The organism is Herminiimonas fonticola (assembly GCF_040395855.1).
In the GTDB taxonomy this organism is placed as follows: domain Bacteria; phylum Pseudomonadota; class Gammaproteobacteria; order Burkholderiales; family Burkholderiaceae_D; genus Oxalicibacterium; species Oxalicibacterium fonticola_A.
In genome coordinates this window covers 1-23683 of the sequence record NZ_JBEBPO010000022.1, presented here as the reverse complement: position 1 = coordinate 23683, position 23683 = coordinate 1, and the positions used below count along the sequence as shown (strand labels likewise).

Here is a 23683-nt window from a genome sequence, read left to right as displayed (position 1 = left end):
TAGAAACAAAAGGGTGAGACGCAGCACGGCTCACCCCGATACAAATGCCCGCAACATGCGGGCAGAAAATTTACTTGATGTCTTTCCAGTAGGAAGCGTTCAAGCGCCAGGTGATCAAAATGAATACACCCAGGAACAGCAATACCCAGACGCCGAGACGCTTGCGGGTATTTTGTGCAGGTTCGGCCATCCAGGTCATGAAGGACACCAGATCGGCAACCGATTTGTCGTACTCAAGTGCCGTCATCTTGCCCGGCGTGACTTGCTCGAAACCGGCAAACTTGTGCACAACCTTGCTTGCATCATGCGGATCTTTTTCTTCGACGAATTTGGCTTCGCGCACGCCTTGCAATTCCCACAATACGTGCGGCATTGCCACGTTAGGGTAAGTCAGGTTATTCCAGCCAGTCGCGCGCGTATCGTCTTTATAGTAGGTACGCAGATAGGTGTAGAGCCAATCCGGCCCTGAACCTGCGGCGGATGCCTTGGCACGAGCAATCACCGACAAATCCGGTGGCGCAGCGCCAAACCATTCCTTCGCATCTTTCGGCGCCATGGCAATCGTCATCATGCTGCCGACCTTGTCCGACGTGAAGAGCAGATTGTTCTTGATTTGCTCTTCGGTCAGGCCAATGTCCTGCAGCTTGTTGTAACGCAGTGCCGATGCAGAGTGGCAGCTCAGACAGTAATTCACGAAAAGTCTTGCACCATTCTGCAATGCTGCAAGGTCTTTGGTGTGGTCAGGTGCACGATCCAGCGGAAACTCACCACCGGAAGCCAGAGCCAGCCCTGGCAAAAGTACCAGAGCCGCAATCAGTTTTTTCAGCAATTTCATGATTCTCTTATCCCTTTGCGGCTTAGTGCGGATGGAAAACAACGCGATCCGGTACAGGCTTGAATGTTCCCATCGCACTCCACCATGGCATCAGCAGGAAGAAGCCGAAGTAGATGAAGGTGCAAATCTGTGCAACAGCAGTACCTGCAGGAGTCGGTGCTTGCACGCCAAGATAACCGAGAATGATAAACGCGATACCAAACACGATATAGATGTATTTGTGCCAGTCAGGACGATAGCGTATCGATTTGACCGGCGATACATCAAGCCATGGCAAACCAAACATGATCATGACCGAAACACCCATCAGCACCACACCCCAGAATTTCGCATCGAGGACGAACATCAGCGCAATCGCGACCAGACCGATTACTGCAGCGGCGATCTTGAACACGCTAGCCAGACGCGTTTTCAGAATGATCAGGGCGACATAGGCAGCAACACCTGCCGCCAGCCAGATCATGAAGTCCGAAGTGGTCGCACGCAGAATCGAATAGAACGGCGTGAAGTACCAGACCGGCGCAATGTGCGGCGGCGTTTTCAGCGGATCAGCTGGAACGAAGTTGTTGTACTCGAGGAAGTAGCCACCCATTTCCGGCGCGAAGAACACAACAGCAGTGAACACGAACAGGAAAATTGTCACGATGAAGATATCGTGCACCGAGTAGTAAGGATGGAATGGAATGCCGTCGAGCGGAATACCTTTTTCATCCAGCTTCTCCTTGATTTCAACGCCATCAGGATTGCTCGAACCCACTTCGTGCAAGGCAACAATGTGCGCCACAACCAGACCGATCAATACCAGCGGAATGGCGATCACGTGGAAAGCGAAGAAGCGGTTCAGCGTCGCATCCGACACCACGTAATCACCACGAATCCACAACGACAAGTCAGGGCCGATGAAAGGAATGGCACCAAACAGGTTAACAATAACCTGTGCACCCCAGTACGACATCTGACCCCATGGCAGCAGGTAACCGAAGAACGCTTCAGCCATCAGGCACAGGAAAATACCGACACCGAACAGCCACACCAGTTCACGCGGTTTGCGATACGAACCGTACAGCAGGCCACGCAACATATGAATATAGACAACGACGAAGAATGCCGAAGCACCGGTCGAGTGCATATAACGCACCAGCCAGCCCCAAGGCACATCGCGCATGATGTATTCAACCGAAGCAAATGCCAGTGCGGCGTCCGGTTTGTAATGCATCACGAGGAAAATACCGGTGACGATCTGAATCACCAGCACCAACAGCGCCAGCGAACCGAATACGTACAGGAAGTTGAAATTTTTTGGTGCGTAGTACTCGGACAGATGCGCTTTCCATGTCGCTGACAACGGGAAGCGAGCATCGACCCAGTTCAATGCCTTGTCTGCGATAGGCGCATCGGCAGGAAGTTGTTTTTCGTGGAAAGCCATGATTACGCCTCGCCTTTCTCGTCTTTACCGATGACCAGTTTGGAGTCGCTCAGGAACATATGACGCGGCACTTCCAGATTGTCCGGAGCCGGCTTGTTCTTGAATACGCGACCGGCCAGATCGAAGGTCGATCCGTGGCACGGGCACAGGAAGCCGCCATGCCAGTCATCCGGCAACGATGGCTGTGCGCCAGTCTGAAAGCGGGTTACAGGCGAGCAGCCCAGATGAGTACAGATGCCGACGGCGACCAGAATCTCCGGCTTGATCGAACGGTATTCATTGCGCGCATATTCAGGCGTCAATTCATCCTGCTTGCGTTCCGAATTCGGATCAGCCACTTCAGCGTCGGTCTGCTTGAGGGTCGCAATCATTTCAGGCGAACGCTTCAAGATCCAGACCGGCTTGCCGCGCCATTCCACTGTTCTCATTTCGCCCGGCACTAAACCGGCGATATCGACCTCGACCGGTGCGCCGGCAGCTTTCGCACGTTCCGACGGCTGAAACGTGGACACCAGTACTCCTGTTGTGGCCAATCCAGCCACGCCACCTGCCGCACATGTAGCGACAAGTAAGCCACGTCGACCAGAATCGACCTGCTTTTCGTTACTCATACCAACCCCAATCGTCAAAATGCGAAATCTGTACGAAACTTCTAGCAACCTTAGATTATAGCGGAGGCAACGCCTGTTTTAAAACAAATAGATGTTTTCAACGCTCATTTTGCGGAACTTTTCCAACAGTCCCATTGTTCTTGCGCCTTGTTTGCGTCGCATTATCCATCGAATTCTCTTAAAAAAGAGGAATTTAATTTGACGTTTATAGCGGCAAAAACTAGGATGACGTGCGCATTGCACATTTATAAACTCGTTTAATGGAGAAATGCCATGGGCATGATGCAGGAATTCAAAGCTTTTGCGGTAAAGGGAAATGTTGTCGATCTGGCAGTCGCTGTCATTATCGGCGGTGCATTCGGCAAAATCGTCGACTCGCTGGTGCAAGACATCATCATGCCTATCGTGGGCAAAATATTTGGCGGACTGGATTTCAGCAATTATTATCTGCCGCTTAATAATCAGGATATAAGTCTGACTCTGGTCGAGGCCAAAAAACTCGGCGCCGTCTTTGCTTACGGCAGCTTCATCACGATTTTGATCAATTTCCTGATTCTGGCCTTCATCATCTTCCAGATGGTGCGCATATTGAGCAAATTGAAAAAAAGCGAACCGCCGGCAGAAGCCGCCGCCACGCCCGAAGAAGTTGTACTGCTGCGAGAAATTCGCGATGCACTGAAGAAGTAACACACAAGGAAGCAAACAATGAAAAGGCCGCCAACAAGGCGGCCTTTTCATTGCAAAAGATAAAAACGCAGGACAAGAGCAAAGCCTCTCTCAGGGCCTGGATTTGAGCTGATCCATTTGCAGCAAGCCGCGACGATTTGCCTCATACACGGCAGCACCGCGCGAATGCACAGACAATTTATCGTAGATATTCTTGATATGGGTCTGCACGGTGCCCACTGACAATACCAACTGCCTGGCAACCTCTCCATAGCTGTCGCCGCGCGCAATCAAATCGAGAATAGTCGCTTCACGCTTGGTCAGAAATACTTGCGCGGCTCCCGGTGCACTCTCTACCCGTACCGCGCTGCTTGTTTTTTTCCCATCGCGCATTCTTGCCAACACCTTGCGCGCGATCACCGGACTAATAGGCGAGCCGCCGGTATGCAGTTCCAGCAGCGAGCGCCCGATATCCAGCAGGCCGGCGTCTTTCAATACATAACCGGAGGCGCCCGCTTCTATACTGTCGACCACGCTCTCCTGGTCGCTGGAAGTCGTGATCACCATGATGTTGCATGCGGGATGGTGATGCGCGCAAAAGCGAATGATGTCGACTCCGGAACCGTCCGGCAAGCCTAGATCCACCAGCAAGACATCAACCGGCTGATGCGACAGCCAGTCCAGTGCCGACGTCACGCAATCAAGTGCGCCCAGCAACTTGAGCGCCGGCTCTTTTTCAATTCCCAGGCACAATGCACGTCGCGTTGCCGCATCGTCTTCAACCACCAATACACTGATAGGCCCATCCGCTAACGGTTGCGTCATGATTGATCGTCTTCCCTGTCCCTGGCACGCATTGCGATGCGCACTCTGTTTATTTTTCGATTCGTTGTTTATACCATAATGAATTGCAAATTTATCATCCGTCTATTATTCCGCTCGGAATGCATCAGCATTTTTCCTAGACGGGATTATCAATATCGATAAAGTCGTGCCCGATACCAAATTGCGTCGCCAGATGCGCACCCAGCGCCTGAACGCCGTAGCGCTCGGTCGCATGATGTCCGCATGCAAGGTAGGCGACACCGCTCTCACGCGCCAGATGTACAGTCGGCTCGGAGATTTCTCCGCTCAGATACACATTCGCGCCCGCTGCAATTGCCTCGCCGAGCAAGCCTTGTGCAGCACCGGTGCACCAGCCCGCCTTGCCCAGTTTTTGCGCCGGATCGCCGATCAGCAGCGGCGCCCGCCCCAATTGCCGCTCAATCAACAACGCCAGATCACCCACCGTCGCAACCGAGGCATCAGTTACCGTGCCGAGCCAGCCCAGATCGTCTTCACCAAAGCGGGCTTCCGCCAGCAAACCGAGACGCCGCGCCAGTTGCGCATTGTTGCCAAACTCGGCATGCATATCGAGCGGCAAATGATAGGCAAACAAATTTACATCGTTCGCCAGCAGCAATTTCAAGCGCTTGTGCTTTTGCCCGATGACGCGCGCATCCTCGCCACGCCAGAAATAGCCGTGATGCACCAGAATCGCATCGGCGTTTTTTTCTATCGCCTCTTCCAGCAAAGCGAGGCTGGCCGTCACGCCAGTCACCAGTTTTTTAATTTCGCGGCGCCCTTCGACTTGCAAGCCGTTTGGGCAGAAATCGCGAAAACGGGTAATATCAAGCACTGTGGCTAGATATTTGGCGAGATCGTCTCTATCTATCGCGCCCCCAACTATTATTTTCTGACTCATTCTTCCTACCTTTATGCGACGTCTCTGGCTGTTGTTTGCACAAACCGTAACTGTCGGTTTGGCTATCTTATTTATTGTAACGACCTTGAAGCCCGAATGGGCCAGTGGCGTATTCGGCGGCACGCAAAAGGTACGCAGCGCCACCTCGATACCGATGCTGGAAGCGCCATTGAATGCCGCGCCGACACAGGGTTCATTCCGTGATGCCGCCAAACTGGCAATGCCATCGGTCGTCAACATCTTCACCAGCAAAACCGCGGCGCCTTCGCAAAATCCGTTCATGGACGATCCCTTCTTCCGAAAATTCTTCGGCGATCGTTTTGACGACCAGCAGGAAAAGCAGGTCAGCCTGGGCTCCGGCGTGATCGTCAGCGCACAAGGCTACATCCTTACCAACAACCACGTGGTCGAAGCGGCGGATGAAATCGAAGTAGCGCTTGCCGACGGCCGCAAGGCAATTGCCAAGGTAGTCGGCGCCGACCCGGAAACCGATCTGGCCGTGGTCAAGATCGATCTCGATAATCTGCCCGCCATTACGCTGGGCCATGTAGAAGAAGCCAAGGTTGGCGACGTCGTGCTGGCGATAGGCAATCCATTCGGTGTTGGCCAGACAGTCACGATGGGTATTATCTCGGCGCTCGGCCGCAATCATCTTGGCATCCTGGACGCATTCGAGAATTTCATCCAGACCGATGCAGCCATCAACCCCGGCAATTCCGGCGGTGCCCTGATCGATGCCAACGGCAATCTGCTCGGCATCAATACCGCAATTTATTCGCGCAGCGGCGGCTCGCTTGGAATCGGCTTCGCCATTCCGGTGACTACCGTCAAATCCGTGATGGACGCCATCATCAAGAATGGCCAGGTGGTACGCGGTTACATCGGCGTTGAACCACAGGACATCACTCCGGAACTGGCAGAAAGCTTCGGCTTGAAGAAAAGCAAAGGCGCCATCATCGCCGGCGTGCTGAAAGGCGGACCGGCAGACAAGGCTGGCATGCAACCTGGCGATATTCTGGTTTCGGTGGAAGGCAAGGCCGTGGTGGATATGTCCGACATGCTGAATCAGATCGCGCAACTGTCGCCCGGCACAAAGGCCAAATTTATCGTCTTGCGACGCAATCAGGAGACCGGCCTGAATGTCACGATAGGCGTACGTCCGAAGGCGCCGTCGCGCGCCACCGAATAGTATCGCCAGCAAGGTAGGCGCAACACATGCATATACGCGATCTCACGCAATTTCTGGCAGAACTGTCGGAGAATAATAATCGGGCATGGTTTGTCATGAACAAGCCGCGTTACGATATTCTGCGCGCCGAATTTCTGGAACTGGTCACGACACTGATTGCCGACATCAGTAAATTCGATCCGGCAGTCGCCGGCTGCAATCCGAAGAAGGCGCTGTTTCGCATCAACCGCGACATGCGCTTTTCACGCGAAAAAATCCCGTACAAAACGCATTTTTCTGCCGCCATCAACGCCAGCGGATTAAAGAAACCCAGTCAGGGTGGTGGTCCTACCTATTACTTTCACATCGATCAAACCGGCACGCTGCTGATTGCAGGTGGTGAATGGATGCCGCCCGCAGATCGCCTGCGCGCCATCCGGCAGCATGTGATTGCAGATGCGGCCGGATTTTCCAAGGTATTGAGAAATAAAAAACTGAAAGAGACTTACGGCGATTTGCAGCAGGAAGGGAAACTGACGCGTCCGCCCAAAGGTTTTGAGGCTGATGCAGCGCATCTTGAATACATCAAGCTGAAGAATTTCATTGTGTGGAATGAGCGCGACGTCAGGAAAGTCGATGATCTGCAAAAAATCCTGGCCGCAGACTTCAAGGATGCATGGCCGCTCATCGCCTGGTTACGCCAGACATAACGTCTTACACCGATTCCGATTCCTTCGGCGCCTGCGTGATTTTCACGAACAGCGGCGCCAGCAGCAGACCCACTTCGTACAGCAGGCACAGCGGCACTGCCAGCAGCAGCTGACTCATCACATCCGGCGGTGTCACCACCGCAGCGATGACAAACGCACCGACGATCACATAGGGACGGATCTGCTTGAGCTTTTCAACCGAAACCAGCCCCATGCGCACCAGCACGATCACGATAACCGGCACTTCAAACGTCAAGCCAAAAGCAATGAACATCGTCATCACGAAACCGAAGTAGCTGTCGATATCCGGTGCGACTGAAATCGATTTCGGCGCAAAATTATTAATGAAGTGAAAAATGACGCCGAACACGAAGAAGTAGCAAAACGCGACGCCGGCAACAAACAATGCCGATGACGACACCACCAGCGGCGCAATCAGCTTCTTTTCATGCGCATACAAGCCGGGGGCGATAAAGGCCCACATTTGATACAGCACCCATGGCAGCGAAAGAATAAAGGCCACCAGCATCGTGACCTTGACCGGAATCAGAAAAGGTGTGATCACGCCCGTCGCAATCATCTTGCTGCCTTCAGGCAGCGCCAGCATCATCGGACGCGCAAGAAAATCATAAATGGTGCCGGCCCAGGGCATCAGGCAAAGAAAAATCACAATCACGACGATAGACGCCTTCATCAAGCGACTGCGCAATTCGACTAAATGTGAGATGAATGAATCTTCGTTACCTAGCATGTCTTTTTCTTCATTCAGTGTGCTGCAACAAAGGCCGATGCAAGCGCCAGAGAAAACTATTAATAATCAGCAGAAAATAAAAATGGCAGCGCGCAAACATGCGTTCTGCGGCTACTTTTTCAATGGAAAAAAGGCGTCGACTTGCGAGCGCTCGCGGGGCGGAATTTTGCCATGCGCGCCGCACCGGAAATCACCCGTGATTTGTGTCCACTTTGACGCTTGTACCAGGACGGTACTGCTGAAGTGGCGGCCAGTTTTTTCTTGCGAAAATTTTTCGATTTATCTGAAGATTGATCAAAGGTCGGCGGCTCCATCAAAGGGTTGATATCCGTATCGGAACCATCCCAGGCGGAATGCAAACTGCTGTCGGCTGCAGAGATATTTTGCGAAATACTACGTTCGACATCGGTGGCCGCATCCTGCACATCCTTGTGCATCTTGCGCAGCTCATCCAGCTCCATCTCGCGGCTTACTTCGGATTTGACATCATTGATATAGCGTTGCGCACGGCCAAACAAAGTGCCGGCCATGCGCGCTACCGTAGGCAGTTTTTCCGGACCGATGAACACCAGTGCGGCAACACCAATGATCGCAAGTTTGGAGAAGGCAATATCGATCATAGGATGGACGATAGGCTAGACAGTTTGCACGCAACGTCACGGCAATGGTCGTGACGCAACGCGCAAAACATCAGCTGTTCGACTTCTCTTTCACTTCGACGTCAACTGTACCTTTGTCTGCAACCTGCGACGGCGCAGCATTCTGGGCAGCAGGCTTGTCTTCCTCGCCCTTCATGCCATCCTTGAATCCCTTGACCGCCTTGCCGACGTCCGTACCCATACTGCCGATTTTTTTGGTACCGAAAACCAGCGCCACAATAACCAGTACGATCAGCCAATGCCAGATACTAAATGAACCCATTCTCTTCTCCTCAAAGGACGTCTCCGCCCGGAATTTTAATTATTCGTTAAGCCAATGAGCGACGCCACGGACGCGGCCCACCGATCACATGCATATGCAGATGGTACACCTCTTGCCCACCATCGGGCCCGGTATTGAACAGGGTTTTAAAGCCACCCTGACCGACGCCATTTGCATCCACGTTATAACCGCAACCAAGCTCTTGCGCCAGCTTGGGAGCGAGCAAGGATATTTTACCTAACAAAGCCGTATCGCTCACCGTGCAATCGGCCAATGTCGCCAGATGTTTTTTCGGCACAATCAAAAAATGAATAGGCGCCGCCGGATTGATATCGTTGAATGCGAGCAAATCGTCGTCTTCATAAATAATCTGCGCCGGAATTTGTTTGGCGGCAATTTTACAGAAAATACAATTATCCAATTAAGACTCCATCGTGATCGATTATCAAGGCTAGCGTATCAGATACGATATGGCACGACGCAATCAATCGGCTTTGCGGCCGGCTTTTTCCTCTATGCCCGAAATACCTTCGCGACGCGCCAGTTCATTGAGCACATCCTGCGGCGTCAAATTGAACTGTGCCAGCAGTACCATCGAATGAAACCACAAATCCGCGCACTCATACAGCACCTTGGATGTATCGCCGCTGACGCGCGCATCCTTTGCCGCCATCACGGTTTCCGTCGCTTCTTCGCCGATCTTTTTCAGAATGGCATCATCGCCTTTGACGAACAGCCGCGCCACGTACGATTTTTCAGGATCACCGCCATTGGCCGGTTTGCGCGACTCGATGACTTCCGCCAGGCGCTTCAGGGTTGTACTCATTGCGAATCTGCCTTCACTTGTAGATCGTATCCGGATCTTTCAGCACTGGCTCTACCGCTTGCCAGTCGCCTTCTTTTGCATCGCCTGCGAATTTCTGGAAGAAGCAGGAGTGACGCCCTGTATGGCAAGCAATCGCACCAATCTGCTCCACCTTCAGCAACACCACGTCTTCGTCGCAGTCGAGTCGTACTTCATGCACTTTTTGCGTGTGACCGGATTCCTCGCCCTTGTGCCACAACTTCTTGCGCGAACGGCTCCAGTAAATCGCTTCGCCCGATTCGATGGTTTTTGCCAGTGCGTCACGGTTCATCCACGCAAACATCAACACATCGTTGGTGCCGACTTCCTGCGCGATGACCGGCACCAGACCGTGCTCGTCCCATTTCACCTTGTTCAACCATTTTGCGCTGCCGCTCATACCAACCTCATCGCAATACCTTGTTCGGACATGAAGCGCTTGGCTTCCTGCACTGTGTGCTGTCCATAATGAAAGATGCTCGCTGCCAACACGGCATCTGCACGTCCTATTTTCACGCCATCAGCCAGATCCTGCAGGCCGCCGACGCCACCCGATGCGATAACGGGAATGCCGATCGCATCCGATACCGAACGCGTCAGATCAAGGTCAAAACCACTCTTGGTGCCATCTCTGTCCATGCTGGTCAGCAGGATTTCACCCGCGCCCATGCTTTCCATCTTCTTCGCCCATTCGATTGCATCCAGGCCGGTTGCCTTGCGGCCGCCGTGCGTAAATACTTCCCAGCGGCCATCTGATGCTTTCTTGGCGTCAATGGCAACGACGATGCATTGCGAACCGTATTTTTGCGAGGCATCGAATACCAGTTGCGGATTGCTGATTGCCGAACTGTTGATGCCGACCTTGTCGGCGCCCGCGTTCAGCAAACGACGCACGTCGTCTACTGCACGCACGCCGCCGCCGACGGTCAACGGGATGAATACCTGCGATGCCACGGCCTCGATGATGTCGAGGATCAGATCGCGGCCATCCGAAGTTGCGGTAATGTCGAGGAAGGTGAGTTCGTCCGCGCCCTGATCGTCATAGCGCTTGGCGATTTCCACCGGATCACCGGCGTCGCGCAATTCCAGAAAATTGACGCCCTTGACGACGCGACCTGCAGTGACGTCGAGACAGGGGATGATGCGTTTTGCCAAAGTCATTCGTCTGCTTCCGCTTCCGGATCAACACCGCTCAATTCATCTGCCCTGTCTTGCGCCGAACGCAGATCCAGCGTGCCTTCGTAAATCGAACGGCCGCAGATCACACCTTCAATGCCTTCATCCTGCACTGCGCACAAGGATTCAACGTCCTTGATGTTGTGCACGCCGCCGGATGCAATCACCGGGATCGTCATGCTTTGCGCCAGCTTGACGGTCGCCTCGATATTCACGCCACCCATCATGCCGTCGCGGCCGATGTCGGTATAGATGATCGATTCGCAACCGTAGTCTTCAAATTTTTTCGCCAGATCGATCACTTCGTGACCCGACAATTTGCTCCAGCCGTCAGTCGCAACCTTGCCGTCTTTGGCATCGAGGCCGACGATGATCTGGCCGGGGAAGGCGCTGCATGCATCATGCAAAAAGCCGGGATTCTTGACTGCTGCAGTGCCGATGATGATGTAGCTCAGGCCATCGTCGAGATAGCGCTCGATGGTATCGAGATCGCGTATCCCGCCGCCGAGCTGCACCGGAATTTCTTCGATGCCGTTTTTTTCCGCGTAATCGCGTACTGCCTGCAGGATGGATTTGACGGCCGCTTCATTCTTCGGCTTGCCGGCGAAGGCACCATTCAAATCGACCAGATGCAGGCGTCGCGCACCTTGCTCCAGCCAGTGGCGTGCCATATCGGCAGGGTCTTCGGAAAATACGGTGGCTTGTTCCATATCGCCTTGTTTCAGGCGAACGCAGTGACCGTCTTTGAGATCGATGGCAGGTATGAGCAGCATGGATACGTTTGGAGTGTGAGGTTTTAAGTGAGAAAGAAACCGGTTGTGGCGAATTGCTTACGGATTCCAGTGAACGAAGTTTTTATACAGTTGCAACCCGGCAGTGGCGCTTTTTTCCGGATGGAACTGCGTCGCAAAAATATTATCACGTGCAATCGCACTGCAAAACAATGCGCCATACGGTGTTTCGCCCGCAATATGCGCGCGCTGCGTCGGTACTGCGTAGTAACTATGCACGAAATAAAAGTAGCTGTCGTCGGCAATCCCGTCCCACAGCGGATGAGACAAGGATTGATGCACGCGGTTCCAGCCCATTTGCGGCACCTTGAAGCGCGAACCGTCTTCCTGCAATTGATTGTCAAGGCGGAACTTCAGCACCTTGCCGGGGAACAAGCCGAGGCCGGCAGTATCGCCTTCCTCGCTCCAGTCAAACATCAATTGCTCGCCGACACATACGCCGAACAAGGGCTTGTTGCGCGCAGCATCAAGCAGCGCATCCTGCAAACCGGACTCCTGCAGCGAGCGCATGCAATCGGGAATCGCACCCTGGCCCGGCAGGACCAGCCGGTCGGCGGCACGAATCTCGGCCACTTCGCCGGAAATACGTACATCCGCTTCCGGCGCGACCTTGCGCAAAGCCTGCGCAACCGAGCGCAAATTACCCATGCCGTAATCCACTACTACTATTTTGTTCATACCGGTGATTCAGGTTTCAGTGAATTGAAGCGTCTTGCCCTATCGAACAGGCAGCTTACAGACTGCCCTTGGTCGATGGGATCGTACCAGCGGAGCGCGGATCCAGCTCGATGGCCATGCGCAGTGCGCGACCAAATGCCTTGAATACGGTTTCGCACTGATGATGGGCATTCGCGCCGCGCAGATTATCGATATGCATCGATACCAGCGCATGATTGACGAAGCCCTGGAAAAATTCGCGCGTCAGATCGACGTCGAAGGCGCCTATCATCGAACGCGTGAATGGCACGTGGAATTCCAGCCCCGGACGTCCCGAGAAATCGATGACCACGCGCGACAGCGCTTCATCCAGCGGCACATAGGAATGGCCATAGCGACGGATGCCTTTTTTGTCGCCAATCGCCTTGGCAAAGGCCTGGCCGAGCGTGATACCGACGTCTTCCACCGTGTGGTGCGCATCGATATGCAAATCGCCTTTGGCTTCGATATCCAGATCGATCAAGCCGTGACGCACAATCTGATCCAGCATGTGATCGAGGAAAGGCACGCCGGTATTCAGTTTTTGCTGACCAGTGCCGTCGATATTGATCGCGACGCGGATTTGCGTTTCATTGGTATTGCGCGTGACTTCTGCAGTGCGTGACGTAGACATATTCGAGTGACAACCAGTAATGACAATGAGAGCGACGTTTTAACATGTCGCAGTAAAGGTATTTCCTGCCGCAACCAGGCAAAGCCTGACTGTTTCCCGACAATACGGGCATTTTACCCATATTTTCAGCAAGCACTTGGGTTCCGCCTGCTGATTGGCATATACACGCGATTTTTGCCGCTTTAAATTGCAAATCAACGAAAATCAGATGCCTTCTGCTACTGCCTTGCCAATAGCATCTGCTTCGACGGCTTCAGCAGGAATCAGTGCGGCCAGCCGTTTTTCTATCAATGTGCAGTATTCGGCATTCAGTTCAAAACCGACAAAATGACGGCCGCAGCGCTTGGCCGCGACAGCAGTGGTGCCGCTGCCCATGAAGGGATCGAGTACCACGCCATCGGGTGGGCAAGAGGCTTTCACCATGCGTTCGATAATTTCCAGCGGTTTTTGGGTTGGATGATCAGCCCGCTCCCGATGTTCCCGATGCAGGCGCGACACACTCCACACATCTTTCGGGTTGTAACCCAGCTCCAGCCATTTGGCGCCAACAAAAATGGAACGCGAGCGCGCCTTCTTGGTTTCCGCATCGTAGGGAACCCGTATCGCATCCAGATCGAAATAGTAATCCTTCGCGCGGGCAAAAAATCCTACTGTGTCATGCACCGATGAAAACCTGCGTGTACTGCCGCCCATCGACGGCACCCGTCTATCCCAGATGATTTCATTGATCATCGTCATGCGCTTTTTCAGCATGACAAACACTTCCGGCGAATAACGCCAGGTCAGGAAAATATACAGACTGCCATTCGACTTGAGCTTGGGTAGCGCAGCGTCTATCCACTGTTCCATCCATTGCAGATAAGCTTCTGCAGCCAGCTTGTCGGAATCGTTGCCGTAATCCTTGCCCAGGCCGTAAGGCGGGTCGGCAATGATCAAATCGACGGCGGCATCGGGAATACGCGCCAGACCGGCCAGCGCATCTTCGCAAAAAATGCGATTGCGCCAATCGCTCATTGCACGATCCGCAAACGCATCATTTCTTCAACCGGTATTCTGCCGAACGCGCATGCGCCTGCAAACCTTCGCCATAGGCGAGCTCTGCCGCGACTTTGCCTAAAGTCTGCGCACCGCCTTCGCTCACCTGCAGCATGCTGGAGCGTTTCTGAAAATCGTAGACGCCGAGCGGTGAAGAAAAGCGCGCGGTGCGCGAAGTCGGCAGCACGTGATTCGGGCCGGCGCAGTAGTCGCCCAGCGATTCGGAAGAAAAACGACCGAGGAACATCGCACCGGCATGACGGATCTTGTCAGCCCATTGCTGCGGATTTTCGGTTGAAATTTCCAGATGCTCGGCAGCGATCAGGTTGGCGATCTCGCACGCCTCATCCATATCCCGTACCTTGATCATCGCGCCGCGATTCGTCAATGAGGTGGTAATGACTTCCTTGCGCGGCATATCTGCCAATTGACGATTGATACTTGCGGCAACCGCATCGAGGTAAGCCGCATCCGGACAAATCAGGATGGACTGCGCCAGCTCATCATGTTCTGCCTGCGAAAACAGATCCATCGCAATCCAGTCCGGATCGGTCGTGCCGTCACAAATCACCAGAATCTCCGACGGCCCGGCAATCATGTCGATACCGACCGTGCCGAACACGCGACGCTTGGCTGCAGCAACGTAAGCATTGCCCGGACCGACAATTTTATCGACTTGCGGAATCGTCGCCGTGCCGTAAGCAAGCGCAGCAACCGCCTGCGCACCACCGATGGTGAACACGCGATCGACACCGGACATCGCCGCAGCGGCCAGCACCAGTTCGTTCTTCACGCCGTTCGGCGTCGGCACCACCATGATGACTTCCTGTACGCCAGCCACCTTGGCCGGTATCGCATTCATCAGCACTGATGATGGATATGCAGCCTTACCGCCGGGTACATAAATACCCACGCGATCCAGTGGCGTGACTTTCTGGCCGAGGATGGTGCCATCGGCTTCGGTATAGCTAAAACCACTGGAGCCAATTTCCGCTTTTTGACGTTCGTGATAGATGCGCACACGATCGGCAGCGGTCTGCAAGGCTGCGCGACGTGCCGGCGACAATTGGGCTAGCGCCATCTGCAATTCGTCACGACCGATTTCCAGCGCCGCCATGTTGGCAGCAGCCACATGATCGAACTGCTTTGTGTATTGCAATACGGCGGCATCGCCCTCGCGTTTTACATGATCCAGAATCTGCATCACGCCGCGATCGATCGCTTCGTCTTCACTCGCCTCAAACGCCAGCACAGCGGCCAGTTGCGACTTGAAGTCAGGATTGCTGGAATCAAATTTGCGTATCTGTATGGACATCGTTTTTCTCAATCAAGCCATGTAGAAGTAAATGCGGCAATGCAGTTTCAGGATTGCTGCTGCGAAGCTTTTTCAAATGCCTCGAGTATCGGTTGCAAGCGCTCGCGTTTCAATTTCAATGCCGCCTGGTTGACCACCAGACGCGATGAAATTTCCATGATGTGCTCAACCTCGACCAGGTGATTTGCACGCAGCGTGCTGCCGGTGCTGACCAGATCGACGATCGCATCGGCCAGGCCGACCAGCGGGCCCAGCTCCATCGAACCATACAATTTGATCAGGTCGACGTGCACGCCCTTGGCGGCAAAGTGCTCGCGCGCGGTCTGCACATATTTGGTTACCACGCGCAAACGTGCGCCCTGCCGTACTGCACTGGCGTAATCGAAACCATCCTTGACCGCCACCGACATGCGGCATTTGGCAATATGCAAATCGATAGGCTGATACAAGCCATCGCCGCCGTGCTCCAGCAACACATCCTTGCCGGCCACGCCGAAATCGGCCGCGCCGTATTGCACATAGGTCGGCACGTCCGATGCGCGCACGATGATCACGCGCACATTGGCATCACTGGTTTGCAAAATCAGCTTGCGCGAGGTTTCCGGATCTTCGGTGACCTTGATGCCTGCGGCTTCCAGCAAAGGCAGGGTTTCCTCGAAGATGCGGCCTTTTGACAGTGCCAGCGTCAGTTGTTGCGATTCTGCATGCATGCGTGCTTGCGCCATTATTTCACTCGCTGAATGTGTGCGCCGACGGCGGACAGTTTGACTTCCATGCGATCGTAACCGCGATCCAGATGATAAATGCGATCGATCAATGTTTCACCCTCGGCCGCCATTGCAGCGATCACCAGCGATGCCGAAGCCCGCAGATCGGTCGCCATCACCGGTGCGCCTACCAGCTTGTCCACGCCGTTGATGACTGCAGTATGACCTTCAATGGCGATGGCTGCGCCCAGGCGATTCATTTCCTGTACATGCATGAAGCGATTTTCAAAAATGGTTTCAACCACCTGGCTGCTGCCTTCGGCGATGCAGTTCATCGCCATGAATTGCGCCTGCATGTCAGTCGGGAAACCCGGATATTCGGTCGTGCGGAAACTGACAGCCTTCGGCCGCGACGACATTTGCACGCGTATCCAGTCATCGCCGGCGGTCAGGATCGCACCTGCTTCGCGTAATTTGTCGAATGCCACGTCCAGCGTATCGGTGCGCGCCTTGCGCAGGGTAACGTCGCCACCCACGGCAGCCACTGCACACAGGAAGGTGGCGGTTTCGATACGATCGGCAATCACTGCATGCGAGGCGCCGTGCAAGCGCTCGACGCCCTGGATCACCAGACGATCGGTGCCGATGCCGGCAATCTGCGCACCCATGGCGACCAGCAGATTCGCCAGATCGGTCACTTCCGGTTCGCGTGCGGCATTTTCCAGTATCGTTTCGCCATCTGCCAGCACCGCCGCCATCAACAGATTTTCCGTGCCGGTGACGGTAATCATGTCGGTGACGATGCGCGCGCCCTTCAGGCGTTTCGCCTTCGCATGGATGTAACCGGCTTCGATCGTGACTTCAGCGCCCATCGCCTGCAAACCCTTGATGTGCTGATCAACCGGGCGCGAACCAATTGCGCAACCACCGGGCAGCGATACCTTCGCTTCGCCGAAACGCGTCAGCAGAGGGCCCAGCACCAGAATGGATGCGCGCATGGTCTTGACCATCTCGTACGGCGCTTCCAGCTTGTCGATACCGCTGCCATTCAACGTGACCGTATCGCCATCCTGTTCGATGTGCAAACCCATTTGACGCAGCAGTTTCAGCATCGTCGCCACATCCTGCAGATGTGGCACATTGCTCAACTGCAGCGCATCTGCCGTCAGCAAGCCTGCGCACAGAATAGGCAGGGCCGCGTTCTTTGCGCCGGAGATGGCAATCTCGCCGGAGAGACGATGACCGCCTTGTATTAACAGCTTATCCATTAAAGCTTATCCATTTAGAAGCTTGCTTATTTAAGTAACGGATCCATGCAAAAGAGAATCCGTTCAGGATTTTATCAATTGCATGGGCCGGTTCACAGCAGACCCATGCAATCATGACGTCTTATTTCTGGAATTCTTCCGGCGTCAGCGTCTTCATCGACAGTGCATGAATTTCTTCGCGCATGCGATCGCCCAGGGCTGCGTATACCAGTTGATGACGCTGGATCAAACGCTTGCCGGCAAATGCATCCGACACGATGACGGCTTCAAAATGTGCACCGTCGCCGCTGACTTCAAGGTGCGTGCAATCCATTCCTGCAGCGATATAACTTTTAACTAATTCTGGTGTGGGCAACATGTTTCTGCCTTTAATGTTTGATGATGCGGTGAATAAATAATAGAGCCGAATGAACAATCAATGGCGCAACTTGTAGCCGCTTTTCAGCAAATGCACGGCAAGGCCGGAAAGCAGCAGCAGAAAGCCGGCAACGGCCAGACAACTAATCAGAGGATCGACGTCCGACTGCCCGAAAAATCCGTAACGAAAACCATCAATCATGTAAAAGAACGGATTGAAGTGCGATACCGTTTGCCACACTGGCGGTAACGAGTGTATCGAATAAAACACGCCTGACAGGAAAGTCGCCGGCACAATCACGAAATTCTGGAATGCTGCCAGCTGATCGAATTTTTCTGCCCACATACCTGCGATCAATCCCAGAGTGCCAAGCATGCCGGCACCCAGGATGGCAAAAATCACTATCCACCACGGCGCGACAAACGACATATCGGCAAACCAGGCCGTCACCAAAAATACTCCGCAGCCCACTGCCAGCCCGCGCACCATGGCAGCCAGCACGTAGGCACCGAAAAATTCCCAATGCGACAGCGGCGTCAGCAGCACAAACACCAGGTTGCCGGTGATCTTGGATTGAATCAGCGACGACGAAGCATTCGCAAATGCATTCTGCAGCACGCTCATCATCACGAGGCCGGGCACCAGAAAAGTCGTGTAATTCACGCCGGGATAAACCTGCACATGATTTTTCAGCACATGGCCGAAGATCAGCAGATACAGCACGGCAGTCAGGATGGGCGCCGCAACAGTTTGCGTCGCCACTTTCCAGAAGCGCAGCACTTCCTTGTACAGCAAAGTCTGGAAGCCGCTCATTTTTCACCTTCCATGATCTGGATAAAGACGTCTTCCAGATCCGCCTGCTGCAGTTGCATGTCTTCGATCACTACACCGGACAGGCGCAATTTGCTTAGTATCGGTTCAACGTCGCTGTAATCATTCACGCGCAAGGTATATTGATTGCCGAACGCCAGTTCATCCGGATGCAACAGCAGACTTTTCAATTCATCGGGGAAGACACCGGACGCAATGCGCAGCACCAGTTGTGATCCCGCAATACGCTTGATCAAAGTCGATGTCGTATCCAGCGCCACCACTTGCCCCGCTTTCAGCATCGCCACGCGATTGCACAGCGCCTGCGCTTCTTCCAGGTAATGCGTCGTCAACACGACCGTATGGCCTTCGCGATTGAGCCGCGAAATGAATTTCCACAAGGTTTGGCGCAACTCCACATCGACACCTGCAGTCGGCTCATCCAGCACAATCACCGGCGGCTTGTGCACCAGCGCCTGTGCCACCAGCACACGACGCTTCATGCCACCCGACAGTGCACGCATATTGGCATCGGCCTTGCCGGTCAGATCGAGGTGATGCATCACCTCATCTATCCACGCGTCATTGTTTTTCAGTCCGTAATAGCCGGACTGCATGCGCAGGGTTTCTCGCACCGTGAAGAAAGGATCGAACACCAGTTCCTGCGGCACCACGCCCAGCAATTTTCGCGTTTGCCGATAATCGCTCACGACGTCGTAACCGTGCACCTTGACACTGCCCGCATCAGCCCTGTTCAAGCCGGCGAGAATTGAAATCAATGTCGTTTTACCGGCACCGTTCGGTCCGAGCAGGCCGAAAAACTCGCCTTCTTCTATGGCAAGCGAAACGCCATTCAGCGCTTTCAGTGCGTGATAGCTTTTTTCGACCTGATTAATTTGAATTGCAGCCATGGTGGCTAATGACACTTTACGGAAAAGAAATGCTGATCGATGCGCAATACGCTTGCCGACCGGCGGAACCCTTGATTATATTGGATTTTCGCGATGAACCGCCTGAGCAGGCACTGACGATCCTCGCGAATGAGGAGAAGAAGCCGAGAAACCTCAATGATGAGGCAGGTCGCTGCGCACCGTATTGGCGTCGTCGATCAGCTCTGTCACATCGTAAAGAGAGATCAGGCTATGCAGATTTTTCGGCACATGACGAAAAATCAGCGGTACCGCACGCGCCACGGCAACGCGGCGCCATGCGAGCATGGTTGCGACAGCGGCTGAATCAACGGTAATCAGCTCGGAAAAATCAATTTCCGTCTGCCCCTCGGCGATCGCCTGCAAACCCGCGTTCAATGCCGTTTTGGCATTGTCGAAGGTAAGCGATGTACCGGGCTGGAACATGATCAGGAAGCCTTGCCCGTCTTGGCGATGCTGCCAGCGAGTTTTTTGTTTTTTTCCACCAGCGTTTTGATCAAACCGTCGATGCCGGATTTACTGATTTCTGCTGCAAAGCTGCCTTTATAGGTTTCAACCAGCCATGCGCCGAGCACATTGACATCGTAGATTTTCCAGCCGGCAGGTGATTTGGCCAAACGATAACTGAGTTGTATCGGCTCACCGCGCGGCTGTATCACTTGCGTATTCACGATGACTTCCGTATCAGCCGGGTCGGCGCGCAACGGACGATATTCCAGCTTCTGATCACGGATCTGTGAAATTGCACCGGAGTACGTGTACATCAACAAACTACGGAATTCTGTCGTCAGTTGCTTTTGCTGATCCGGTGTCGCATCACGCCAGTGACGTCCGACAGCCAAAGCTGTCATGCGCTGAAAATCGACATGCGGCAGGATTTTCTCTTCGACGACTTGCTGAACACGACGTGAATTGCCGCTCTGGATCTCTTTATCCGATTTGGCAATCGTCATCACTTCTTCGCTGATACGCTTGACCAGAACATCCGGTGCTTCCTGCGCTGCTGCATAAGCGGCGAAAGTCATTGCAACAAGAGCAAGTGACAATTTTTTCAAAATATTCATATTTCCCTAGATTGACTTGTTACAGTTGCCGTAACGGATTGCAATTCAGGCAAACATTGCCAAAGCAACATAGACCTGAATCCATCACTACACTTACATGAGTACGACTGACTCGTTTGCAAGGTTTTCGACTGTTTCCGGCAATTGTGGTTCAACTGCTGCTTCGTCCACACCAACAACTGCATCGGTAATTGGCAACAATATAGGTGCTGCATCGCTTTGCGGACTCACAGCCTTGTCTGCCTGCGGTTTTGCTGCCGGCTCTTCACCGTTATGGATCAGGCTTTCACGACGCTGCAAATAAGTACCGCGCACAAAGGTATAGCGGTCCAGTGCGGCATCTTCCAGTAAATTGGTTGCGTTCAACAAGGATGCACGCATATCGATAGTGCGCACGAGAATGCCGGTATTACGCATGTCAACCGGCGTCGAATAAGTCCACACGTCGCCGTAGATGTCGACTGGCAGCGCTACAGTATCGCGCACAGTCGATGGGCCGAAAAACGGCAACACGACATACGGACCAGACTCAACACCCCAGACTCCCAGTGTTTGACCGAAATCTTCCTTGTGCTTGGTAATGCCGGCTTCCGACGCTATGTCGAGCAAGCCGCCAAAACCGATGGTGCTGTTGAAGGCAACACGCATCCCGTCCGACAAACCGTTTTCAACATTACCTTGCAGGAAATTATTGACCATCGTCCAGATATCGCCGAGGTTACCGAAGAAATTGCCAATTGCCGTTTGTGCAAACGATGGCAGCACTTCCTGGTAAGCCGTCGCTGCCGGCTTCAGGGCAACACGGTCTACCGTATCGTTAAAGTCAAACATGGTGCGATTGAAACCCTCGAAAGGATCGTTCGCATGGTTGCTGCTGGTCGCGCATCCGCCGAGAAATAATGCGGAGGCGAGTAAGAGGGCTTTGGTCACGGTTTTCATTTTCATTCTTCTTTCCCTTCGGCTGCCTTGCTGAAGAGGAATTGACTGATCAAATTCTCCAGCACCATCGCCGATTGTGTCATTGTAATTCTGTCGCCTGCGGCCAGATTGACGGTATCGCCACCAGCCTCAAGTCCTATATATTGTTCGCCCAGCAAACCCGAGGTCAAAATCTTGGCCGACGTGTCTTTGGGAAATTGATAGCGGCTTTCAATATCCAGCGTCACGGATGCCTGGTAACTTTTGTCGTCAAACTTGATATCGGCAACGCGCCCAACGACCACACCGGCACTTTTAACCGGTGCGCGCGGCTTCAAGCCGCCAATATTGTCAAAGCGGGTGATCACCGTGTAGTTTTTCTCGAACGAAAAGGAACTCATGTTCCCTGCTTTCATCGCCAGAAAAAGCAAGGCGACCGCGCCCAGCACTACAAACAGGCCAACCCACAAGTCTAATGATTTTCGTTGCATAAACAGATACCTCAAATATGGGAGAACGCATTATTTATCAATGCTGCTGATTCCTTGAATCATCCTCACCATTCACACGATCAAAGCGCAAGAGGGGTCGCATATTTTAATCGAAAAGCACGACCGCCGCTCCGCGCACCCCTTAGCTGAACATTAATGCCGTCAGCAGGAAATCCAGCCACAATACCGATAAGGAGGCGATCACCACCGTGCGCGTAGTCGCGCGCGCTACACCTTCCGGCGTCGGTTGCGCCTGATATCCCTGATACAAGGCGATAAACGTGACGGCGAATCCGAACACGATACTTTTGATCACACCGTTCACGACATCGTTCCAGACATCGACGCCGCCTTGCATCTGCGACCAGAACGCGCCTTCGTCCACGCCTATCATTTTCACGCCGACGATATAACCGCCTATGATGCCGACTGCACTGAAAATAGCCGCCAGCACCGGCATCGCAACCACACCTGCCCAGAAGCGCGGCGCCAGCACGCGCTGCAGCGGATTGACTGCCATCATTTCCATTGCCGACAATTGCTCACCGGCTTTCATCAAGCCGATTTCCGCCGTCAGCGAGGTGCCGGCACGGCCGGCAAATAACAGCGCAGTGACAACCGGTCCGAGTTCACGCGTCAGCGACAATGCCACCAGCAAACCCAGCGCCTGCTCCGAACCGTATTTGTTCAGTGTGTAATAACCTTGCAGGCCCAGCACAAAACCGACAAACAAACCGGCGACTGCAATCAGCACCAGCGAGTAGTTGCCAATAAAATGAATCTGGCTGATCACCAGTTGCGGCCTGCGCAGCAAGCTGCCGGAGACGCCTATCACCCTGAAAAAAATACGCGTGGCAAAACCGAGGTTCGTGATGAATTCACGCACGCCGCGCCCGATTGCCGTTAAAAATACGGCGATCACTTGCGCTCTCCAAGACCGAGATCTGCAGCCAGCGACTTGCCCGGATAATGAAACGGCACCGGGCCATCGGGCTCGGCGTTGACGAACTGCTTCACGTACGGATCGGTCGACGCCATCATTTCCGCCGGCGTACCGCGCGCGACAACCTTGCCGTTCGACAGGAAGTAAACATAATCGGCAATCGAGAACGATTCGTGCACATCGTGCGATACCAGGATCGTGGTCGAACCCAGAGCGTCATTCAACTTGCGGATCAAATTGGCAGTCATGCCCATCGAAATCGGGTCGAGGCCGGCAAACGGTTCGTCATACATGATCAGTTGCGGGTCGAGCGCAATCGCCCGCGCCAGCGCAACCCGTCGCGCCATGCCACCGGAAATTTCAGCCGGCTTCAATTGTGCAGCATTGCGCAAGCCGACCGTCTGCAACTTCATCAAGACCAGATCGCGTATCAACTCTTCCGACAAATCGGTATGCTCACGCAGCGGAAAAGCCACATTATCGAAGACCGACATATCGGTAAACAAGGCGCCGTGCTGAAACAGCATGCCCATCTTGCGGCGTATCTGATACAGCGCCTTCGTGTCCATCGCGTTCACGACTTGCCCGTCTACCGTTACATTTCCGGTTTGCGGCACCAACTGACCGCCGATCAAACGCAGAACGGTCGTCTTGCCCGAGCCGGAACCACCCATGACAGCAATGACTTTCCCGCGCGGGAAATCCATGGTGAGCGCCGACAGTATCGAGCGCTCGCCATAGGCAAAATGTAGGTCACGGATTTCAACGAGATTAGGCACAGCGAAATATTTCTGTTGCAATGCCGTAATTGTAGTGCAGAAAATGAAATCCCTTACGAGCGCATTCCTTTTGGCCCGCTTACATACACGAAA

At 53.8% G+C, this 23683-nt stretch carries 31 protein-coding genes; 3 read left to right on the top strand and 28 right to left on the bottom strand.

The features are described from left to right. Positions 1-70: 70 nt before the first annotated feature. Genes ABWP27_RS05015 through petA form a run of 3 tightly spaced genes read right to left on the bottom strand, consistent with a single transcriptional unit; the run spans position 71 to position 2872 of the window. Positions 71-835, bottom strand: coding sequence for a cytochrome c1 (locus ABWP27_RS05015; RefSeq protein WP_353154214.1), 765 nt, complete (start codon positions 833-835; stop codon positions 71-73). A 22-nt stretch (positions 836-857) separates the two neighbouring features. After that, positions 858-2264, bottom strand: coding sequence for a cytochrome b (locus tag ABWP27_RS05010; protein WP_353154234.1), 1407 nt, complete (start codon positions 2262-2264; stop codon positions 858-860). Further along, the gene (gene petA / locus ABWP27_RS05005; protein ID WP_353154211.1) at positions 2264-2872 is read right to left on the bottom strand and encodes a ubiquinol-cytochrome c reductase iron-sulfur subunit; all 609 of its coding nucleotides are present in this window, start codon (positions 2870-2872) and stop codon (positions 2264-2266) included. Before petA ends, ABWP27_RS05010 begins: the two co-directional genes overlap by 1 nt. Before the next feature lie 273 nt (positions 2873-3145). On the opposite strand from petA, the gene mscL reads away from it, so the two are divergent. Then, positions 3146-3559: a large conductance mechanosensitive channel protein MscL gene (gene mscL, locus ABWP27_RS05000; RefSeq protein ID WP_353154208.1), complete on the top strand. Its 414-nt coding sequence runs from the start codon at positions 3146-3148 to the stop codon at positions 3557-3559. 90 nt (positions 3560-3649) lie between these two features. Here mscL and ABWP27_RS04995 read toward each other — a convergent pair whose 3' ends face one another. Both ABWP27_RS04995 and ABWP27_RS04990 read right to left on the bottom strand, forming a co-directional pair. Further along, entirely contained in the window at positions 3650-4363 is a 714-nt protein-coding gene (locus tag ABWP27_RS04995) for a response regulator (protein WP_353154205.1), read from the bottom strand. A gap of 136 nt (positions 4364-4499) precedes the next feature. Continuing rightward, a complete protein-coding gene (locus ABWP27_RS04990) occupies positions 4500-5282 on the bottom strand; it encodes a Nif3-like dinuclear metal center hexameric protein (protein WP_353154202.1) in 783 nt (260 codons plus the stop codon). Between the two features lie 13 nt (positions 5283-5295). On the opposite strand from ABWP27_RS04990, the gene ABWP27_RS04985 reads away from it, so the two are divergent. Further along, positions 5296-6471, top strand: coding sequence for a Do family serine endopeptidase (locus ABWP27_RS04985; protein WP_353154199.1), 1176 nt, complete (start codon positions 5296-5298; stop codon positions 6469-6471). A 26-nt stretch (positions 6472-6497) separates the two neighbouring features. Further along, positions 6498-7160 (top strand): DUF2461 domain-containing protein, encoded by a 663-nt coding sequence (locus tag ABWP27_RS04980; RefSeq protein ID WP_353154196.1) that lies wholly within the window; start codon positions 6498-6500, stop codon positions 7158-7160. Between the two features lie 4 nt (positions 7161-7164). Here ABWP27_RS04980 and tatC read toward each other — a convergent pair whose 3' ends face one another. From tatC to ABWP27_RS04865, 23 genes are all read right to left on the bottom strand, one after another. Beyond that, the gene (gene tatC, locus ABWP27_RS04975) at positions 7165-7911 is read right to left on the bottom strand and encodes a twin-arginine translocase subunit TatC (RefSeq protein ID WP_353154194.1); all 747 of its coding nucleotides are present in this window, start codon (positions 7909-7911) and stop codon (positions 7165-7167) included. Positions 7912-8030: 119 nt separating this feature from the next. Beyond that, positions 8031-8531 carry a Sec-independent protein translocase protein TatB gene (tatB, locus tag ABWP27_RS04970; RefSeq protein WP_353154191.1) on the bottom strand — a complete coding sequence of 167 codons (501 nt, stop codon included), beginning with the start codon at positions 8529-8531 and terminating at the stop codon, positions 8031-8033. Positions 8532-8601: 70 nt separating this feature from the next. After that, positions 8602-8832, bottom strand: a complete 231-nt coding sequence (gene tatA / locus ABWP27_RS04965; RefSeq protein ID WP_353154188.1) for a Sec-independent protein translocase subunit TatA — start codon at positions 8830-8832, stop codon at positions 8602-8604. A 46-nt stretch (positions 8833-8878) separates the two neighbouring features. Then, positions 8879-9253, bottom strand: a complete 375-nt coding sequence (locus ABWP27_RS04960; protein ID WP_353154186.1) for a histidine triad nucleotide-binding protein — start codon at positions 9251-9253, stop codon at positions 8879-8881. Positions 9254-9316: 63 nt separating this feature from the next. Next, complete coding sequence (locus ABWP27_RS04955) at positions 9317-9658, bottom strand: phosphoribosyl-ATP diphosphatase (protein WP_353154183.1); 342 nt, start codon at positions 9656-9658, stop codon at positions 9317-9319. A gap of 13 nt (positions 9659-9671) precedes the next feature. Then, the gene (gene hisI, locus ABWP27_RS04950) at positions 9672-10076 is read right to left on the bottom strand and encodes a phosphoribosyl-AMP cyclohydrolase (RefSeq protein WP_353154180.1); all 405 of its coding nucleotides are present in this window, start codon (positions 10074-10076) and stop codon (positions 9672-9674) included. Further along, complete coding sequence (gene hisF / locus ABWP27_RS04945; RefSeq protein ID WP_353154178.1) at positions 10073-10837, bottom strand: imidazole glycerol phosphate synthase subunit HisF; 765 nt, start codon at positions 10835-10837, stop codon at positions 10073-10075. Before hisF ends, hisI begins: the two co-directional genes overlap by 4 nt. Next, entirely contained in the window at positions 10834-11625 is a 792-nt protein-coding gene (gene hisA / locus ABWP27_RS04940; protein WP_353154176.1) for a 1-(5-phosphoribosyl)-5-[(5-phosphoribosylamino)methylideneamino]imidazole-4-carboxamide isomerase, read from the bottom strand. The genes hisF and hisA overlap by 4 nt, the downstream gene beginning before the upstream one ends. 57 nt (positions 11626-11682) lie before the next feature. Further along, the gene (hisH, locus tag ABWP27_RS04935; RefSeq protein ID WP_353154173.1) at positions 11683-12321 is read right to left on the bottom strand and encodes an imidazole glycerol phosphate synthase subunit HisH; all 639 of its coding nucleotides are present in this window, start codon (positions 12319-12321) and stop codon (positions 11683-11685) included. Between the two features lie 55 nt (positions 12322-12376). Beyond that, the gene (gene hisB, locus ABWP27_RS04930) at positions 12377-12973 is read right to left on the bottom strand and encodes an imidazoleglycerol-phosphate dehydratase HisB (RefSeq protein WP_353154171.1); all 597 of its coding nucleotides are present in this window, start codon (positions 12971-12973) and stop codon (positions 12377-12379) included. A gap of 204 nt (positions 12974-13177) precedes the next feature. Next, complete coding sequence (locus ABWP27_RS04925) at positions 13178-13987, bottom strand: DNA-methyltransferase (RefSeq protein ID WP_353154168.1); 810 nt, start codon at positions 13985-13987, stop codon at positions 13178-13180. 19 nt (positions 13988-14006) lie between these two features. Beyond that, positions 14007-15323: a histidinol dehydrogenase gene (gene hisD / locus ABWP27_RS04920; RefSeq protein WP_353154166.1), complete on the bottom strand. Its 1317-nt coding sequence runs from the start codon at positions 15321-15323 to the stop codon at positions 14007-14009. A gap of 47 nt (positions 15324-15370) precedes the next feature. Further along, positions 15371-16048 carry an ATP phosphoribosyltransferase gene (gene hisG / locus ABWP27_RS04915; protein WP_353154163.1) on the bottom strand — a complete coding sequence of 226 codons (678 nt, stop codon included), beginning with the start codon at positions 16046-16048 and terminating at the stop codon, positions 15371-15373. Beyond that, on the bottom strand, positions 16048-17298 hold the full coding sequence (gene murA / locus ABWP27_RS04910; RefSeq protein WP_353154160.1) for a UDP-N-acetylglucosamine 1-carboxyvinyltransferase: 1251 nt from the start codon (positions 17296-17298) through the stop codon (positions 16048-16050). Before murA ends, hisG begins: the two co-directional genes overlap by 1 nt. A 121-nt stretch (positions 17299-17419) precedes the next feature. After that, positions 17420-17656: a BolA family protein gene (locus ABWP27_RS04905; RefSeq protein ID WP_353154157.1), complete on the bottom strand. Its 237-nt coding sequence runs from the start codon at positions 17654-17656 to the stop codon at positions 17420-17422. Positions 17657-17713: 57 nt separating this feature from the next. Further along, complete coding sequence (locus ABWP27_RS04900; protein ID WP_353154155.1) at positions 17714-18469, bottom strand: ABC transporter permease; 756 nt, start codon at positions 18467-18469, stop codon at positions 17714-17716. Continuing rightward, positions 18466-19377: an ABC transporter ATP-binding protein gene (locus ABWP27_RS04895; protein ID WP_353154153.1), complete on the bottom strand. Its 912-nt coding sequence runs from the start codon at positions 19375-19377 to the stop codon at positions 18466-18468. Before ABWP27_RS04895 ends, ABWP27_RS04900 begins: the two co-directional genes overlap by 4 nt. 153 nt (positions 19378-19530) lie before the next feature. Further along, the gene (locus ABWP27_RS04890) at positions 19531-19821 is read right to left on the bottom strand and encodes an STAS domain-containing protein (protein WP_353154150.1); all 291 of its coding nucleotides are present in this window, start codon (positions 19819-19821) and stop codon (positions 19531-19533) included. A gap of 2 nt (positions 19822-19823) precedes the next feature. Then, positions 19824-20459 (bottom strand): MlaC/ttg2D family ABC transporter substrate-binding protein, encoded by a 636-nt coding sequence (locus ABWP27_RS04885; RefSeq protein ID WP_353154147.1) that lies wholly within the window; start codon positions 20457-20459, stop codon positions 19824-19826. A gap of 93 nt (positions 20460-20552) precedes the next feature. Beyond that, the gene (locus ABWP27_RS04880; protein ID WP_502905317.1) at positions 20553-21404 is read right to left on the bottom strand and encodes an MlaA family lipoprotein; all 852 of its coding nucleotides are present in this window, start codon (positions 21402-21404) and stop codon (positions 20553-20555) included. Further along, positions 21401-21868 carry an outer membrane lipid asymmetry maintenance protein MlaD gene (gene mlaD / locus ABWP27_RS04875; RefSeq protein ID WP_353154144.1) on the bottom strand — a complete coding sequence of 156 codons (468 nt, stop codon included), beginning with the start codon at positions 21866-21868 and terminating at the stop codon, positions 21401-21403. Before mlaD ends, ABWP27_RS04880 begins: the two co-directional genes overlap by 4 nt. A gap of 142 nt (positions 21869-22010) precedes the next feature. Beyond that, positions 22011-22790, bottom strand: a complete 780-nt coding sequence (gene mlaE, locus ABWP27_RS04870; RefSeq protein WP_353154140.1) for a lipid asymmetry maintenance ABC transporter permease subunit MlaE — start codon at positions 22788-22790, stop codon at positions 22011-22013. Next, complete coding sequence (locus ABWP27_RS04865; protein WP_353154137.1) at positions 22787-23590, bottom strand: ABC transporter ATP-binding protein; 804 nt, start codon at positions 23588-23590, stop codon at positions 22787-22789. The genes mlaE and ABWP27_RS04865 overlap by 4 nt, the downstream gene beginning before the upstream one ends. Positions 23591-23683: the final 93 nt, after the last annotated feature.

Coding starts and splice junctions, on each gene's coding strand:
- ABWP27_RS05015 (WP_353154214.1), bottom strand. CDS start 835: ATGAAATTGCTGAAAAAACTGATTGCGGCTCTGGTACTTTTGCCAGGG.
- petA (WP_353154211.1), bottom strand. CDS start 2,872: ATGAGTAACGAAAAGCAGGTCGATTCTGGTCGACGTGGCTTACTTGTC.
- mscL (WP_353154208.1), top strand. CDS start 3,146: ATGGGCATGATGCAGGAATTCAAAGCTTTTGCGGTAAAGGGAAATGTT.
- ABWP27_RS04995 (WP_353154205.1), bottom strand. CDS start 4,363: ATGACGCAACCGTTAGCGGATGGGCCTATCAGTGTATTGGTGGTTGAA.
- ABWP27_RS04990 (WP_353154202.1), bottom strand. CDS start 5,282: ATGAGTCAGAAAATAATAGTTGGGGGCGCGATAGATAGAGACGATCTC.
- ABWP27_RS04985 (WP_353154199.1), top strand. CDS start 5,296: ATGCGACGTCTCTGGCTGTTGTTTGCACAAACCGTAACTGTCGGTTTG.
- ABWP27_RS04980 (WP_353154196.1), top strand. CDS start 6,498: ATGCATATACGCGATCTCACGCAATTTCTGGCAGAACTGTCGGAGAAT.
- tatC (WP_353154194.1), bottom strand. CDS start 7,911: ATGCTAGGTAACGAAGATTCATTCATCTCACATTTAGTCGAATTGCGC.
- tatB (WP_353154191.1), bottom strand. CDS start 8,531: ATGATCGATATTGCCTTCTCCAAACTTGCGATCATTGGTGTTGCCGCA.
- tatA (WP_353154188.1), bottom strand. CDS start 8,832: ATGGGTTCATTTAGTATCTGGCATTGGCTGATCGTACTGGTTATTGTG.
- ABWP27_RS04955 (WP_353154183.1), bottom strand. CDS start 9,658: ATGAGTACAACCCTGAAGCGCCTGGCGGAAGTCATCGAGTCGCGCAAA.
- hisI (WP_353154180.1), bottom strand. CDS start 10,076: ATGAGCGGCAGCGCAAAATGGTTGAACAAGGTGAAATGGGACGAGCAC.
- hisF (WP_353154178.1), bottom strand. CDS start 10,837: ATGACTTTGGCAAAACGCATCATCCCCTGTCTCGACGTCACTGCAGGT.
- hisA (WP_353154176.1), bottom strand. CDS start 11,625: ATGCTGCTCATACCTGCCATCGATCTCAAAGACGGTCACTGCGTTCGC.
- hisH (WP_353154173.1), bottom strand. CDS start 12,321: ATGAACAAAATAGTAGTAGTGGATTACGGCATGGGTAATTTGCGCTCG.
- hisB (WP_353154171.1), bottom strand. CDS start 12,973: ATGTCTACGTCACGCACTGCAGAAGTCACGCGCAATACCAATGAAACG.
- ABWP27_RS04925 (WP_353154168.1), bottom strand. CDS start 13,987: ATGAGCGATTGGCGCAATCGCATTTTTTGCGAAGATGCGCTGGCCGGT.
- hisD (WP_353154166.1), bottom strand. CDS start 15,323: ATGTCCATACAGATACGCAAATTTGATTCCAGCAATCCTGACTTCAAG.
- hisG (WP_353154163.1), bottom strand. CDS start 16,048: ATGGCGCAAGCACGCATGCATGCAGAATCGCAACAACTGACGCTGGCA.
- murA (WP_353154160.1), bottom strand. CDS start 17,298: ATGGATAAGCTGTTAATACAAGGCGGTCATCGTCTCTCCGGCGAGATT.
- ABWP27_RS04905 (WP_353154157.1), bottom strand. CDS start 17,656: ATGTTGCCCACACCAGAATTAGTTAAAAGTTATATCGCTGCAGGAATG.
- ABWP27_RS04900 (WP_353154155.1), bottom strand. CDS start 18,469: ATGAGCGGCTTCCAGACTTTGCTGTACAAGGAAGTGCTGCGCTTCTGG.
- ABWP27_RS04895 (WP_353154153.1), bottom strand. CDS start 19,377: ATGGCTGCAATTCAAATTAATCAGGTCGAAAAAAGCTATCACGCACTG.
- ABWP27_RS04890 (WP_353154150.1), bottom strand. CDS start 19,821: ATGTTCCAGCCCGGTACATCGCTTACCTTCGACAATGCCAAAACGGCA.
- ABWP27_RS04885 (WP_353154147.1), bottom strand. CDS start 20,459: ATGAATATTTTGAAAAAATTGTCACTTGCTCTTGTTGCAATGACTTTC.
- ABWP27_RS04880 (WP_502905317.1), bottom strand. CDS start 21,404: ATGAAAATGAAAACCGTGACCAAAGCCCTCTTACTCGCCTCCGCATTA.
- mlaD (WP_353154144.1), bottom strand. CDS start 21,868: ATGCAACGAAAATCATTAGACTTGTGGGTTGGCCTGTTTGTAGTGCTG.